Origin of the sequence: Priestia megaterium NBRC 15308 = ATCC 14581, assembly GCF_000832985.1 — a bacterium.
GTDB lineage: Bacteria > Bacillota > Bacilli > Bacillales > Bacillaceae_H > Priestia > Priestia megaterium.
On the sequence record NZ_CP009919.1, the window covers coordinates 36549 to 50542 of the forward strand.

Consider the following 13994-nt stretch of genomic DNA (forward strand, 5'->3'; position numbering starts at 1 on the left):
GCGTCTGATTTAGTTGGTGAAGTTGCTGGGCTAAAGAGTGCAGAAAAAGAATGTAAAACCCTGGAATAGAAAGTATTTATGAATCAAATAACTCAAGCAGAACAAGAAGTCTTTGCTTTTGATGGTCATTCTATTTCAGCAACACAAGACATTTTCCATAAAGAAGAGTGCACGATTAAGAATCAAAAAAGAAGTATCTTAGAGAAGTGGAATACATCATGTATGACAGAAGCTGTTCAACAGTTTCTGAATTTGTATCAAGAATCCTCACAAGAACTAATACGTACTTCTTAACTATAAAATAGCCTCTAAGGCTACAAAAGCAGGCTTAAGCCTGCTTTTTCTTATACAGAGAAAAGAGCATTCCTCTCAAATGAGAAATGCTCTTTCCTATAAGCATGATTTGGGTTATCAAACGTGAACCCACCGTTAGGCTGACCACTTATATCTTACTATCTATGATGATCAATGTCATCACTTAATATTTTGAAAATATAAATATTTGTGTAATTTTCGAACCAACAAAAAAAGGACTACCTTATCCCCAAAGGTAATCCTTTCTTTTTTATGTAGATTCTACACAACTTCATTTTACATAATTAGAATAAAAAAACCATCATTCTGTTATATTTCCTGACTTAAATTATCAAATGTTATTTTTACCTTTTTCATGAAAATAAAAAAGGACATTTCTTTTATGCCCTGTTCCCTCGTATCAGCCCCGCCTACGCTAAATACTATGACAGCCACTCATGCCATCCAACCTACCCTTATTATAAATGAAAGCGATTACAAAGTAAACTAATTAATTAAAATATTCTGTCTATTTTTTGTTGTGTCTAGTAGATTGAATAATTTCACATGTTATGAACAAACTACTCAAGAAGCTGTAAAGTTTCTATCCTTTAATCAAATAAATGTAGCAGAAAAAACAACTGGGTCCGTTCAGTTGTTTTTTCTGTTTTTGGGCTATATATGATGGACAGAGCTCCTTCTTTAAATTGAGTAATATCAATGGGGCTTTTTTATTTCAAGACACCAAGTAGCTAGTTTACATATATGCAGCTTTTTATACATCTCTGATATGACTACGTTTACTCGACACCTAAGTGGGAGTAAGATGTATAAAAAGTGTACGTTACATATATTTGTCCAAGGTCAACATATATTGATTTATTTCTTGATTTATTATAAAATTATTCAGACTTTTTATAAATTAGTTTATGAATTCCCTCAAAAGCTACCTGTCCTGCATGGTATGCTCCCCTTATAGTAGACAAGTAAAAGAAAGCAACCTATTCTGTCTACTATGGAGGGGATTTTTTTATGGGGAAAAAGAAGAGAACATTTGACATTGGTTTTAAGAAAAAAGTAGTCGATTTGTATCTTGAGGGGCGACTCGGCTGTAAAGCAGTTGGGAAAGAATTTGGGATTAATCATACAACGGTTTTACGTTGGGTTCGACATTATGAAGCCGAAGGCCTGAAAGGCCTTGAGGAAAAGCGAGGAAAGTCGAAAGAGCCTAATAAAGAGAAATCTGTCTCTCATTTGGAAAGTTCAGAGACTAAAATCAAGCGATTGGAAGCTGAGAATGAAATGCTAAAAAAGCTCTTACAGATGTAAAAGGGGGAATGGGGGCAGTATCAACCTATAAAAAATTTAAAGTCATTAACGAAATGGTAAAGGCAGGGAAAAAATTTGCGATTTGTCTATTATGTGAGATCGCAGAAGTATCAAGAAGTGGCTATTATAAGTGGTTAAAGCGACAGATCTCTCCTTCTGAAAAACAACGTGAAGATGAAGAACTTAAACAAAAAATAAAGAGATGTCATCAGAAATTCAGAGGGATTTATGGATATAGAAGAATACAAATATGGTTAAAGGCAGTGTATGACTTACATGTAAACCACAAGCGTATACAACGTTTGATGAGAGAGATGAAGATTCAAGCAGTGATCAGGAAGAAGCGTCGCTATTACGGAAGAAAAGAAGCCTTTGTTATGTCAGATAACCATCTCAATAGAGAGTTTCAGGCTTCACAGCCTAATGAAAAATGGGTCACAGACATTACTTATTTACTTTTCAATGGACAGACTTTATATTTATCTGCCATTAAAGATTTATACAACAATGAAATTGTTGCGTATGAAATAAGTCGAAGAAATGATCTTAAATTGGTCATAGATACGCTAGAGAAAGCAATAAAACACCGAAATGTAAAAGGCATCCTCTTACATAGTGATCAAGGAATCCAATATACATCCCGTACTTATCATCAATTACTAGAGAAATACCAAATAAAAGTGAGTATGTCTAGGAAAGGGAACTGTTGGGATAATGCTTGTATAGAGAGTTTCTTTAGCCATTTTAAATCAGAGTGTTTTCACCTTCATACTTTCCAAACAGCCAGTGAAGTGAAGGATGCAGTCCACCAATACATACATTTTTATAATCACGAACGCTTCCAAAAAAAATTAAATAACCTGAGTCCTTATCAGTATAGAACTCAGGCTGCATAGGTAGCTTTCTTAAGCCTGTCTATTTGACAGGGGTCACTCCAGCAACGATGGGGTAGCTTTCTTTTTTATTAGAAAACATAGTTTCTTAGTCTCCTATGTTAAGTTAATTTTGATTCCATTTGACGATGATACTACTTTTGGTCTTTCTTCCCTTTGTTTTTTATGAGAACTTTTATATTTCACCATCAATTCATGAATACTTGCTACCTGTATAATGCGGATGTGGTCAGAATTAACAGCATAACGAACAGGTGTAATCAAAATGACAGAAGGGAAGATAGGTGCCCGTTCTTCTGGTTGCCAGTGCAAGGATTTCCATTCATCTGAAAAGAAAAATTCTTCATAGAGGTTAACCTTCGCTTGCATTTTCTGTTCTGAATACTGATTTCGTTGTATTTCAATCCAAAAAGGAGATCCTTTAAAAATACAAAAGAGATCTGGTTCAATTCCTCCTTTTCGTCCGGTGGGCTTATCTTCGACAATGACCTGTTTAGGTGTGCTATACGTACACATTTGTTTATAGACATCCAAAATAGAAAGGAAATGTAATATCTTTTGAGAGTTCTTTTTCATTTTGGCATCTACAGGTAAGTAGACCGTAGGAGAATACTGCTGTGTACGTTCAATTAGTTTTAATCGATATAAACGTACCATCACACTATTGCATGCATTTATAGGCGATTTAAGCTGTTTAAAGAAGAGGTCAACTAAAGAGTCTCGATCCACGGCTCTAAATTGATTAATAAACGCTATGATGTCTCTATCACGCTGAGATAACCGGAAACTCATCGCTGCTCCTCCTTCTCTAATAACCCAAAGATGGACTGTGATACCACTTCTAGTTCTGGTTCAGGATCTTTCACGAGCGTTTTATAAGGCGTAAGTATTTCCTTACAAGCTCCTTCATCTAAGAAGTAGGCTTGAAATTCTTTCACTCCATCAATTTTAATTTTCATACGCCCCCTGGCTGCGGCATCGATTTCTTCTGCGCCGATGACTCCGGCTACTTTTGCATTTATCGCATCTGCCTGCCTTCCAGAGATCCGAACCCGTAAGTTTGCTTTTAGTGCTGAATTCAATAAATCAGCATCAGGACGCTGCATGGCAATAATCGTATGAACACCTAACGCACGACCTTGACTCGCAAACTGTTGGATCATCTCTACAAGATCCGTTTCTCTTTTCACTATGGACATTTCATCAATTACCACAACAATACGAGGCAACTTAAAAGGTAGCCTGCTGATATGAGTGACCCCATGCTCCAACAATAAATCGCCTCTTCGATACATTTCAGCTCGTAATAAGGCAAACGGTTTTCTCATATCCTTTGCCTCAAAACAAAGCGCATCCACATGCTCAATCCCATGAAACAGCCCCAAATCTGCTCGTTTAAGATCCACCAACACTAAGCGCAAGTCTTGAGGAGAGGCATATTTTACCCATGTTGTGAGGATCACACGCATGAGACTGCTTTTTCCTGCTCCAATTTCACCCGATATTAGCAAAGTTTCGAGATCCGCAAAGTCCCACGAAATGAAGTTTCCATAGATTTCTTGACCAATACAGACAGGCAGCTCCATCTTCTCAATGTGAGGATGGATTGTTTCATAATCATATTTAAGCATGGTAGGTAAGTCTTTGTGATGAACGGTAATACTAAAGTTTTTTAAGCTGCCATTCACTTCAATATTGCTGCCTAATACTTGTCGTAAGGCCCATCTTTTTTTATTTAAAAGTTCAGGATCAATGCCATTCAGTAATGAAAAAGCATACCGAGTATAGGTGTGCTGATGATCGATCCGATGGATTTTCGGAAATTGATAGGAGGTACGATCACCACACTTTATAACCCGATAAATCTCTGCGGTACGAAATGCTTTAATAAGCTTTCCACGCAATTTTAATTTCTCAAACATCTAGAATCCTCCTTAAAACATAAATGTCGCAAAGAAGTAAAATAAGGCCCCATAAAAGGTGACAGGCAAGATAAAGCGCATTATCTTTGAAAACTGATCGACCAGATCAATCACACCCCACCGTTCTAATATTCGTTCGATGATAGCAATTCCTAAGACAATACCTCCTATGGTCAAAATAGTGGGGTCAAGCATGGCGAGTGGACTAAAAGGTACAAAGGAATAAGCCTTGAAGGGACGAGGTCTCTTGAGAGGTGGTTTTGGGGATGGAGAAAAGATTTTTCGAAAAGGAAACCTTTGTGTTTTTCTCATGTTGATACCTTCTTTCATTCTTTTAATTTTTTTGCTTTTTACGTACCTGTTTTTTTTTTGCTCTCCGCATCCGGTCGCCCCCTTCGCCTCTTCGGCTCAGCTCCCTTACAGGTTCCACAAAGGTCTTCACTACGCGTATACAGCTTGTATTAACGCGGTAGCGATAGTGAACTAGATACTGATTAGGCAACGAAGTCGTGATTCTATAGATACTATGTAGCTACTGCAGTAAGCTTGCCTGTCCAATCGAAAAATAAAAAAGAACCCTTACCGCAGTAAGTAAGGGGTAGGTGGTGATGCAACATGTGCTTGGCTTTTATATGCTGAGGGTTGGACTAGTGGCTTTTGTTTTCAGTTATAAAGATTGACTAGTCTCTATCCTAGTAGAATTTCTCTCCTTAACCTGCTTTAACGTCGCTACTATAAGAAAGCTAACAATCACTAATAAGAGCCATGAACTTACCTTCCCTAAATGAACGAGACTCCATGCATCAGTTTGGTTTGGATATTCCCAAGCCCCAAAGAACGTTGCAATATTTTCAGCTAGCCATATAAAAAATCCAATGAGAACAAAAGAAAGTGCGATTGGCATACGGTAGCGAGTTCCATTAACCTCGTATGTGACCCACGATTGCCAAAAGACGATAATTACAAGTCCAGATAACCACCAACGAACGTCAATCCAGTAATGGTGGATGAAAAAATTCAAATAAATCGCAGCTGCAAGAGGTACAACTACCAAAAACGGTGGCCACTTAACCAACTCAACCTTAAACCTCCTCCATGCCTGACAAAGATAACTCGCTACACTTGCGTACATGAAACCACTATACAAAGGCACTCCTGAAATTTTGAAATATCCTTCCTCCGGATAAGACCAAGAGCCCATATGTACTTTGAAAAGTTCAAGAGCAAGTCCAATAAGATGGAAGACTGTGATAACCTTTAGTTCATCCCGGGTTTCAAGACCAGAACGCACCATCCACCACTGCATCAGAAGGCAGATAATGAGCAGCCAGTCATACCTTGGTAGGAAGGGAAGTGGAATAGCTTGCGTAAGAGCCAGAGAGGCAAAAATAACGACAGGAAACAAACATGATAGGGCCTGCTCCCAACCAAAACGAACCAGTTGTTTTAGTGCTCTCATGACTTGTTCCTCCAAAGGTTCTTTCTGTATATATGTAAGTGCTGCTTGGTATAGTAGCTAAATAGATTTTGGATTGTATACATAAGTTCATCACCGAATAACTTTCTTTTCCTTTCCATATTAAATATTCCTACTTTATTAATCTTGGGTGTCTTTATCACTTCGGTATTCTAAAATATCCCCAGGTTGGCACTCTAAGGCTTTACAAATTGCTTCTAAAGTTGAAAACCGAATTGCCTTTGCCTTTCCATTTTTCAAAATAGAAAGGTTGGCCATTGTTATTCCAACCCTTTCCGAAAGTTCTGTAACACTCATTTTCCTTTTAGCCAACATCACATCAATATTAATTATTATTGCCATGTTAATCACCTCAGACCGTTAAGTCATTTTCTGATTTTATATCAATCGCTTGTTGTAAAAGTCTTTTAAGAACCGCAGCAAAGACTGCAATTACCAATGAAGCAAAGATCGGGACCATTCCAACTATTACGAGACCTGGAGCATCATCTTTCTCTGCCGCAAGAAAAACAAATGGCATCATTACCACATACAGGCCACTAATTGACATTGCACAGTATTTTATTTTCCTTAAAGCTATTACGGAGATGTTAGAAAACGCTTTGTTCTTGTCAATATAGATTAAAAGTCGGAACGCCTGATACAACGTGAAAAAATACGGGATAGCTGAAAGATACATAATGCTTACAGCAGGATATAGTATGTAGGAATAATCTGGATTTGCTATATTATTAGCTAAATAAAATAGGCCAAATATGCCTAAAGTAAGAACTGGAGCTCCCATAAGAAAAAGAGCTATTTTCAAAAATATTGTTGAACTTCGTTTCAAAATAAAGCACCTCACTTATTAATTTCAAATATGAATTTAACATACAATTTATCGTTTTACAATAAATTTTTTCTGTTTAATATTATATTATTATTGTTATGAGAATATACTTTTCGTTTCTTACAAATATAAAAAGCATTTCTCATGACAAAGAAATGCTCTATAAATGTAAATATTTAATTTATACCTTTATCAACTAACCTGCACCGATAATTGATGAAGATCGACGTTGTATGAATACAGTAACACTAACGAAATAGATACTAATTAATAAATGTAGTGATTATTTCTTAGATACATGTAGCTACTTCAGTAAACTTGCTGTCCATTCAAAAAATAAATAAGAAACTTACTGAACAGCCAAGGATATAAACATTCTCTCGCTTTTTAAAGGAACTATCTTAATATCATTATTTTGCATTTTATGAAAAATATTACTTAATTTTAACTAGTTAAAAGTATTTTGCCCTTAATTTTAGTAGTAAGAGCTTTTTTTACATCTGGAAGATGATATTGAGCTTGGGGTTTTGTGAATGTTAACTGTTTCTTATGAATAAATTGTATAAGCTGATAAAATGTTTCGTGCCATTTACGTGTAGAGACTTTTTGGTTCCAATGACGTAAATGAAATATATTTGTTTTTATTTTATTATTATTCATAATTTCTGCCCAATTGACAGGTATTCCTGATAGAAGACCTATAGTCAAAAATATTCCATTTGGACTGACACAATAGGCTAAGTTTGTACCAGAAGGTCCACCAATAGAGTCAATTGCTGCTTTGGCTCCACGACCATTCGTCAATTCCATAACCGTATCGTAGAGTGGGGTCGTCCCTGTATTAATTACATATGAAGCACCAAGTTGAGTTAATTCCTCTGTGTAGATATTATTTCGAGTTACTGCAATCAAACGAAACCCCAAAATACGGGATAATTGAGCAAAAACACGACCAATAGAAGAGCCGCAGGCATTTACAATTAGGTCATCTCCTGGTTTTAACGCTAATACTTCCGTACAAATCACCCATGCTGTGATAGGGTTGATATAAAGCTGTGCAGCTATGTAATCCTCTAGATAATCTGGAACTATAATGGCTAGTTCAGCTGATGTTTTTACAAACTCCTGCCATGTACCTTCACCCCGTAAGGGTAATACTCGTTTGCCAAGAAACCATTTAGAAACAGATGGACCTACTTCTTCTACGGTACCAACTCCTTCATATCCCGGAATGGCAGGTAAAGAAATCCGATTTGAATAGGCCCCTCTAATAGGAATTAAATCCGATGGATTGATTGGTCGAGTTTTCATTCGTACTAGCACTTCGCCAACTCCAGGATCTTTCACTTGTTTATTTTCTATTTGTAAAACTTGTTGAGGTTCTCCGAATTCATAAAATTTAATGCTTGTTGCTTTCAAGATAGGTATCCTCCTTTAGTTTGTTCATTTATATAGTTATAGTGTACAACCTCTTCATTTCTAGTTCTTATAACAACTATTACAGATAGCATGAAAGGAATTTCAGTTGGGGTTTTAATTCATATGATTTGGGTGCATATCTCGAATTTTATTAAACTATAAACAAAAATATATAATCCATACCGCGCAAAAATAATATTTAAGTAACAAGCTGATTTATTTCGGATCAAAGCCAATACTAATGTCTAGCACCAAAAACAATGACTGCATTTAATAAAGAAATTTAGATATCTGAGGAAGCGTATATATATACCTTTAACTCTATTTATTTTTCAACCAGACCCATGACAAACGGAGTAAGGTCACTCAATTTTTCTTTATCGCTAAGGATCTTCAAAAAAACATTGGAGACATGTTCAGGTATAGGTGTTTGACTATCTACAGTTGCTGTCAAAAAATAATATAAAAAATCAAAATGATTTTCTCTTCTCATTGCATCAATTAAATAGTAAGCATAAAGATTATTATTCAATAGCTTCCTTCTTAAAATTATTCCAAAATCATACAACTCATTAACAGTTGTATTCACAATCTCTGCCTCCTTCTAAGCTTTATACGGGTAAAAACTGAATTTCACATAAGCTTGCTTGGATAAGATCATAAACATAATTGATGCATCTACTATATATATTGAAAGAGGTTTTTAACAGCAATAGACGACCTATTCATTCGGATTAGAAACGTGAGGTCGCCTACATTATTTTCATATTCATTTTTTTATCCTTTCAGCTTACTTTATCAATAGCTTTATTCCTCTATATTTTCATCTTCTAACTGCCTTGGACTCTCATCATGACATTGATTAAATAAATAAGTAAGGTACGAATGCAGTTCAAATCGGTCCTTTTGAATAAAGGCAGACCATATTTGTTTGTCTTCGCCCATTCTTTCTCCTCCTTTTTTATTTCATTTCTTTATCTTTACGGTTTTCTAGCTAGTAATCTTTTGCACGTACAGAGTGACCATTTGTAAAAAAATGTAGAACACTTTCTACTAAATTGAAATCAATAAATATCTTCAATGCCAGATAAATTAATAAAAAGAATATTTTGTTTTTCATCTTTTAAAGACAGGGTCTGTTCATGAAGATTAAGATTATAAACACGACCTTTACACGTTTGTAGTGACCCATTTTCATAATAATGAACCGTAACTGCCCCATTTTTGATTAGCTTTTTCAAAAACATAGATTAACCCTCCTTTTAACAAATGAATTGCAATTAGCAAAAATCTAAAAAGATAGATCTTGGATTGCCGGATTAACTATTTGATACTCTGTTTCTAACTCATGTAAGGTTAATTCATAAAGCTGTTTGTTTCCTTTTTTATAGATTCCTAAATGGATTAAAGAATCTGTAATCGAGTTTTTTCTACGTTGTATATCAGGGTAGATTTGTTCACTCATTATTCCACCGCCTAATTTCAGAATGGTCTTTGGTATGATTGTCGAACTATTTTAATTCATTATACAGCTCGCTAGTTACAAGAAAATGAAAATAAAGTAAAACTGATGTAATAAATAAGTAAATTCGATTAGATAAGTGTGTATATGTGTCCTATCTATTTACTTTAAAGTCAATGTTTATCGCCTCAACCCATAGTAAAAAAATGTCCCTATGAGTTTCACTTTTAAGAAGTTCCTTTCCACAATTCTTGGATTTTTCTCTCAAGCGATTCTAAAACACAAAAGACTGTATTCATTATTCACTGTAATAACTCCCCATAAAAACTAGTATTAGGTATATTATGGTATCCTTTTTTGATTAATGAAATACTTTCTACAAAACTTCCTTTAAACTTACATAAAATCACAAAGTAAGACTAAATACTCTCGCAGTAGGTGATGAGTAGATGATTATGGAGTATGTACTCTTTTTTATATCTTGGGTATTGGACTAGTCACTTATATTTTTCACGGAACGGAATGGAAGAGAGGGGAAGAGAAATCTTATCCACCCAACATAACAATTTAGAGTAACCCACCATTGCTATGTTAGATACTAACGTGATGTTTCTCCTTTACAACGAAGGGTATTTAAGAAAAAACATCTTATAAATCATTTAACTAAATATAAAATTGAAAGACCTGATTAGCTTGACTAAATTGTTTTCTGCTCGCATCGGTCATTTATATTTCCTGCGATCATTCTTTTAATAACTTTTTTATTTATCTTCTTTCTATGAGAAAAAGAAATAGATATAAACGAAGTAGAGTAAAAAGAGACATTAAGAATTATCTATAAATAAACCCTATCGTCAGTATTAATGACAGGGGAAATAAGGGTTCCAGACGGATAGGTTCACTGAGTCGCCCTCAACCTTTTCAAAGCTGAGACGAAATTAGCAGTGCATAAAGCGTGGAACCTTCCAGATCCGAAGATAAATGTTTATGCGTATATTCTAAAGTTTTTAGTAAACGGCTCAGTCCTTAAACCCGAGATTTCAAATTTGCTATTAGATCATGATTTAACATATAAAAAGTAATTTCTAATATAAACACCCAAAGAAATCTTACATATTGTATAAGGTTTCTTTGGGCGTTTATTCAAATTGTTTCTATACATTCTTATAATTGAGCAAGTTCTTCAGATAACTTTTTTGATTTAGCCTTTAGTTGTTCTTTTTGACCTTCCAAATCCGCAACTGCAGTCAAAGCTTCTGGATTCTGAGGTTCTTCTTTAAGTTGCTTTAGCATAGCTATAAGAGACTCTGAGACTTTTATCAAATTTTTGTTCACTTCATCTTGCTTTTTTAAATTAATAATTTCACATTTTTTCTTTTCGATATTATTCATTAGCCTACTTCCTTTCTTTCAATATGGAACTGAAAATTAACTCCTTAATCTTTTAAAAGCTGATAACAAATGTGACAAATAAACCGATTTAACGATGTAATATGTGCAAACGATGGTCATAATCTAATCTTACTAAAGGGAATGTAATCAAAGGTTAATGAAAGAGAACCTACTTAGTAGGTCCTCTTTCATTAACCTGCTTTTGTTGCAATTACTAGTACACGTCCCTGATCTAATTCCCTTTCATATTGCTGAGCTTCTACATCTGATAATCCTAAAGAGTGGATTTTAGAACGTAATTCATCTCCACGGGATCGGAAAACGTTGGCCATTAAATCGAATGCTCCTTGTTCTGAAACACCGACATCATTTGTCTCCAATGCTTCCGTTAAATCTTTAGAACGATTTTTATCATGAGCTAATAAATATACTTCGTCTCTTGTATATCCTCGATTTAGAAATTGTTCAATTACTTCTTTTGCTTGAACTCCGTTTTCTACTACTCTTACATTTTTCATAAAACAACCTCCTTTTATAGTTAAATAATATGTACCCATTTCTAAGAAATAAAAATCATTTTTATACTCAATAATAAATTTTAAAAATCTTGCTGCAAGTTCTTCCATTCTATGTTTCAGGTCATCTATTAAATTACTTCCCTCTCTTTAAAATCTAAAGCTGTAGGGATTAAAACTTGGGATTACGTTTTGGAAGATGATGCACGGGAATGAAATGAAATAGGACAGCTATTAAATAAAGGAATGCTTCACTGTTTATATAAAGGATGAAGGTGTAGAAGAGTATCTGTTAAAGGCTGTATACAATATGGGGGCTGATGAAGTTTGGAAGAATTAGTAGTAAGTTAACCTAAAACGTTGCCTGTAATGAAGGGCTATTTACCTGATTAGTAAAAGGAATTTATAAGGATACTCATTACGTGAAATTTCATGTGAAAAGGTCTGTATCAAAATAGATACAGACCTTTTTTACAATATTTATGGAAGTCTTTCTTAAAGGAGTCTAATAAATAAGCAATAAGCTTTTATTTTTATAATTCATGAGATAATAAAATATATACTATTGAGGTGAAAATTGATATGTATAACAAGATTTAAGTAGCATTTGATGGCTCTAAACCTTCTATTCATGCTCTTCAACAAGACAAAAGAAATGATACTGAATTAGGCAATGAATTTCAAGTTGGAAACACGAATTCACAGAGCCAGAAAAAGAGTGGACGTCAAATAAATAAAGAGTAAATCCCATTCTTCAAAGATAATAAGAAGCCTTAGTTTAAATTTATAATCTGAACTAAGGCTTCTTATTATACTCTGTTTAAGATAGGTGGTATTTCATTGGGATCAACTATCACTTCTATAACTGAAGGGATAGTTTTATATTCCAACGTTTGTCTAATAGCATCCTCTATTTCACTTTTATTTCTACACCTATAAGCAATAGCTCCTAATGATTCTGCAAACTTCTTAATATTAGTTTTTTCTTTATACTTCGCTCCAACCGAGCGATTTAACCATTGTTTCATTCCTTTATCAACCATATCTAAGCCACCATTATTAAATACAATAAATATTACTGCAATGCCTTCATTTACAGCTGTTGCAATTTCGGTACCGTGCATGAGGGTACATCCATCACCAGTGAGGCATACAATAGGTTTATGCGGTGAAGCTATTTTAGCACCTATTGCATAACCGATAGCATGTCCCATAGTCCCAAACACATCATCAAAAAAGAAAGTGCCAGGCTCGTAGATATCGTAGTGCTTAATAGCAAAAAAAGTATGACTTCCATCGTCCCCAAATAATATTGTGTCATTTGGTAAATGTCTACGAAGCTCTTTAATTGCACTAGCTGCTGATATATAATGTGAACTTTCACTTAGCTCTTCAGTTTGATTTTTTTCATTCCCTTGTTCTTGGGCAAGTAAATTAATTGGTGCTAAGGAAGCTGAATCCATGTCATTCACTTTCTTTTTGAGTTCTTCTAAGTTTCTTTTTGCATCTCCTTGGATAACTAGGGTTGGAACTGAAATTGATTTCCCTGAAAAGGTGATGTCTATATCAAATTGAATAATTTTCTTAGGCTTATAACTCTCTTTGAATCCTGCTAAAGACATATCGCTTAATTTACTTCCAATTACAATCATGAGATCTATATGAGATTGCAAATACTTCGTCGCTCTTTCTGTACCACCTAAGCCAAATGCACCTAAAGATAAAGAATGATTAGCAGAAAAAGTACCTTTTCCACCAGGAGTTGTAATAACCGGAATCCCCCATTTTTCAGCAAGCCATTTTACTTCCTCATAAGCTTTAGAAATCTGTACACCTTTTCCTAAAAATAATATTGGATTTTCTGCTTGATTTAATTGATGGATTACGTTCTCCAATTGTGTTGATACCACAGGAACTTCTCTCGGTAATTCAAATTTGAAAGGATTAATTTCTTCTACTAACACTTCAAAGGGAATAGAAAGATGGACCGGACCTTTAACCCCCACACATGCTTTTTCAATAGCATGTTTAAAATATAATTCAAACTGTTCTTTACGCTCAACTCGTGCACTAAATAACGTTACGGGCTCAAACATTTTCACTAAATCTGTACCAAACATTGAGGAATCTTGCCCTAAAGCTTTTCCTGTATTTTTTATGGACGGATGGCCTGTAATAAACAAAACAGGAAGATGATAAGCTTTAGCCTGCCCAGCAGATGTCAAAAGATTTGTTCCTCCAGGACCAGAGGTTCCTATTGCAACTCCAATAGTATCTTTTATCAATGAATAGCCTGATGCTGCAAAACCTGCTCCATTTTCATGTCTAGTAACTATAAATTCTAGTTCGTTATCCTCTATTTCAGTTAATATAGGAACGATAGGTTTACCTGGAATCCCAAAGATGTGAGTAACTCCCCATTCTTTAAAATGATCAATTAATAAAGAAACTACTGTTTTCAT

General features: G+C 34.7%; 17 protein-coding genes. 3 read left to right on the plus strand and 14 right to left on the minus strand.

The genetic code is table 11. From position 1 onward, the window contains the following. The first annotated feature begins 78 nt into the window (after positions 1–78). The 3 genes from BG04_RS00270 (at position 79) to BG04_RS00280 (ending at position 2519) form a co-directional block, all read left to right on the plus strand. Positions 79–294, plus strand: coding sequence for a hypothetical protein (locus BG04_RS00270; protein WP_080743218.1), 216 nt, complete (start codon positions 79–81; stop codon positions 292–294). A gap of 1032 nt (positions 295–1326) precedes the next feature. Beyond that, a complete protein-coding gene (locus BG04_RS00275; RefSeq protein WP_034649715.1) occupies positions 1327–1623 on the plus strand; it encodes a helix-turn-helix domain-containing protein in 297 nt (98 codons plus the stop codon). Positions 1624–1631: 8 nt separating this feature from the next. After that, on the plus strand, positions 1632–2519 hold the full coding sequence (locus BG04_RS00280; protein ID WP_034656255.1) for an IS3 family transposase: 888 nt from the start codon (positions 1632–1634) through the stop codon (positions 2517–2519). A gap of 93 nt (positions 2520–2612) precedes the next feature. Here BG04_RS00280 and BG04_RS00285 read toward each other — a convergent pair whose 3' ends face one another. The 14 genes from BG04_RS00285 to BG04_RS00340 form a co-directional block, all read right to left on the minus strand. Then, positions 2613–3308 (minus strand): hypothetical protein, encoded by a 696-nt coding sequence (locus BG04_RS00285; RefSeq protein ID WP_034656253.1) that lies wholly within the window; start codon positions 3306–3308, stop codon positions 2613–2615. Further along, entirely contained in the window at positions 3305–4438 is a 1134-nt protein-coding gene (locus BG04_RS00290; RefSeq protein WP_034656251.1) for an FtsK/SpoIIIE domain-containing protein, read from the minus strand. The genes BG04_RS00285 and BG04_RS00290 overlap by 4 nt, the downstream gene beginning before the upstream one ends. Before the next feature lie 12 nt (positions 4439–4450). After that, positions 4451–4750, minus strand: a complete 300-nt coding sequence (locus tag BG04_RS00295; RefSeq protein ID WP_034656248.1) for a hypothetical protein — start codon at positions 4748–4750, stop codon at positions 4451–4453. Positions 4751–5105: 355 nt separating this feature from the next. After that, on the minus strand, positions 5106–5897 hold the full coding sequence (locus tag BG04_RS00300; RefSeq protein ID WP_034656245.1) for a DUF817 domain-containing protein: 792 nt from the start codon (positions 5895–5897) through the stop codon (positions 5106–5108). Between the two features lie 138 nt (positions 5898–6035). After that, on the minus strand, positions 6036–6257 hold the full coding sequence (locus BG04_RS00305; RefSeq protein ID WP_034656243.1) for a helix-turn-helix domain-containing protein: 222 nt from the start codon (positions 6255–6257) through the stop codon (positions 6036–6038). Positions 6258–6267: 10 nt separating this feature from the next. After that, a complete protein-coding gene (locus BG04_RS00310) occupies positions 6268–6744 on the minus strand; it encodes a DUF2975 domain-containing protein (protein WP_034656240.1) in 477 nt (158 codons plus the stop codon). Between the two features lie 444 nt (positions 6745–7188). Continuing rightward, on the minus strand, positions 7189–8163 hold the full coding sequence (locus tag BG04_RS00315) for a zinc-dependent alcohol dehydrogenase family protein (RefSeq protein ID WP_034656238.1): 975 nt from the start codon (positions 8161–8163) through the stop codon (positions 7189–7191). A gap of 325 nt (positions 8164–8488) precedes the next feature. Beyond that, positions 8489–8752 (minus strand): hypothetical protein, encoded by a 264-nt coding sequence (locus BG04_RS00320; RefSeq protein ID WP_034656234.1) that lies wholly within the window; start codon positions 8750–8752, stop codon positions 8489–8491. Positions 8753–8970: 218 nt separating this feature from the next. After that, entirely contained in the window at positions 8971–9108 is a 138-nt protein-coding gene (locus BG04_RS30775) for a hypothetical protein (protein ID WP_162837708.1), read from the minus strand. 119 nt (positions 9109–9227) lie between these two features. Then, entirely contained in the window at positions 9228–9410 is a 183-nt protein-coding gene (locus BG04_RS00325; protein ID WP_016766014.1) for a YolD-like family protein, read from the minus strand. A gap of 44 nt (positions 9411–9454) precedes the next feature. Continuing rightward, positions 9455–9628 carry a Fur-regulated basic protein FbpA gene (locus BG04_RS29215; RefSeq protein WP_080743145.1) on the minus strand — a complete coding sequence of 58 codons (174 nt, stop codon included), beginning with the start codon at positions 9626–9628 and terminating at the stop codon, positions 9455–9457. Between the two features lie 1161 nt (positions 9629–10789). Then, positions 10790–11017 (minus strand): hypothetical protein, encoded by a 228-nt coding sequence (locus BG04_RS00330; protein ID WP_034656231.1) that lies wholly within the window; start codon positions 11015–11017, stop codon positions 10790–10792. A gap of 191 nt (positions 11018–11208) precedes the next feature. Further along, positions 11209–11535 carry a YflT domain-containing protein gene (locus tag BG04_RS00335; RefSeq protein ID WP_034656345.1) on the minus strand — a complete coding sequence of 109 codons (327 nt, stop codon included), beginning with the start codon at positions 11533–11535 and terminating at the stop codon, positions 11209–11211. Positions 11536–12341: 806 nt separating this feature from the next. Continuing rightward, positions 12342–13994 carry a thiamine pyrophosphate-binding protein gene (locus BG04_RS00340; protein ID WP_034656342.1) on the minus strand — a complete coding sequence of 551 codons (1653 nt, stop codon included), beginning with the start codon at positions 13992–13994 and terminating at the stop codon, positions 12342–12344.

Excerpts from the sequence above, each read along its gene's own strand:
- BG04_RS00270 (WP_080743218.1), top strand. The coding sequence starts at position 79 with ATGAATCAAATAACTCAAGCAGAACAAGAAGTCTTTGCTTTTGATGGT.
- BG04_RS00275 (WP_034649715.1), top strand. The coding sequence starts at position 1,327 with ATGGGGAAAAAGAAGAGAACATTTGACATTGGTTTTAAGAAAAAAGTA.
- BG04_RS00280 (WP_034656255.1), top strand. The coding sequence starts at position 1,632 with ATGGGGGCAGTATCAACCTATAAAAAATTTAAAGTCATTAACGAAATG.
- BG04_RS00285 (WP_034656253.1), bottom strand. The coding sequence starts at position 3,308 with ATGAGTTTCCGGTTATCTCAGCGTGATAGAGACATCATAGCGTTTATT.
- BG04_RS00290 (WP_034656251.1), bottom strand. The coding sequence starts at position 4,438 with ATGTTTGAGAAATTAAAATTGCGTGGAAAGCTTATTAAAGCATTTCGT.
- BG04_RS00295 (WP_034656248.1), bottom strand. The coding sequence starts at position 4,750 with ATGAGAAAAACACAAAGGTTTCCTTTTCGAAAAATCTTTTCTCCATCC.
- BG04_RS00300 (WP_034656245.1), bottom strand. The coding sequence starts at position 5,897 with ATGAGAGCACTAAAACAACTGGTTCGTTTTGGTTGGGAGCAGGCCCTA.
- BG04_RS00305 (WP_034656243.1), bottom strand. The coding sequence starts at position 6,257 with ATGGCAATAATAATTAATATTGATGTGATGTTGGCTAAAAGGAAAATG.
- BG04_RS30775 (WP_162837708.1), bottom strand. The coding sequence starts at position 9,108 with ATGGGCGAAGACAAACAAATATGGTCTGCCTTTATTCAAAAGGACCGA.
- BG04_RS00325 (WP_016766014.1), bottom strand. The coding sequence starts at position 9,410 with ATGTTTTTGAAAAAGCTAATCAAAAATGGGGCAGTTACGGTTCATTAT.
- BG04_RS29215 (WP_080743145.1), bottom strand. The coding sequence starts at position 9,628 with ATGAGTGAACAAATCTACCCTGATATACAACGTAGAAAAAACTCGATT.
- BG04_RS00330 (WP_034656231.1), bottom strand. The coding sequence starts at position 11,017 with ATGAATAATATCGAAAAGAAAAAATGTGAAATTATTAATTTAAAAAAG.
- BG04_RS00335 (WP_034656345.1), bottom strand. The coding sequence starts at position 11,535 with ATGAAAAATGTAAGAGTAGTAGAAAACGGAGTTCAAGCAAAAGAAGTA.
- BG04_RS00340 (WP_034656342.1), bottom strand. The coding sequence starts at position 13,994 with ATGAAAACAGTAGTTTCTTTATTAATTGATCATTTTAAAGAATGGGGA.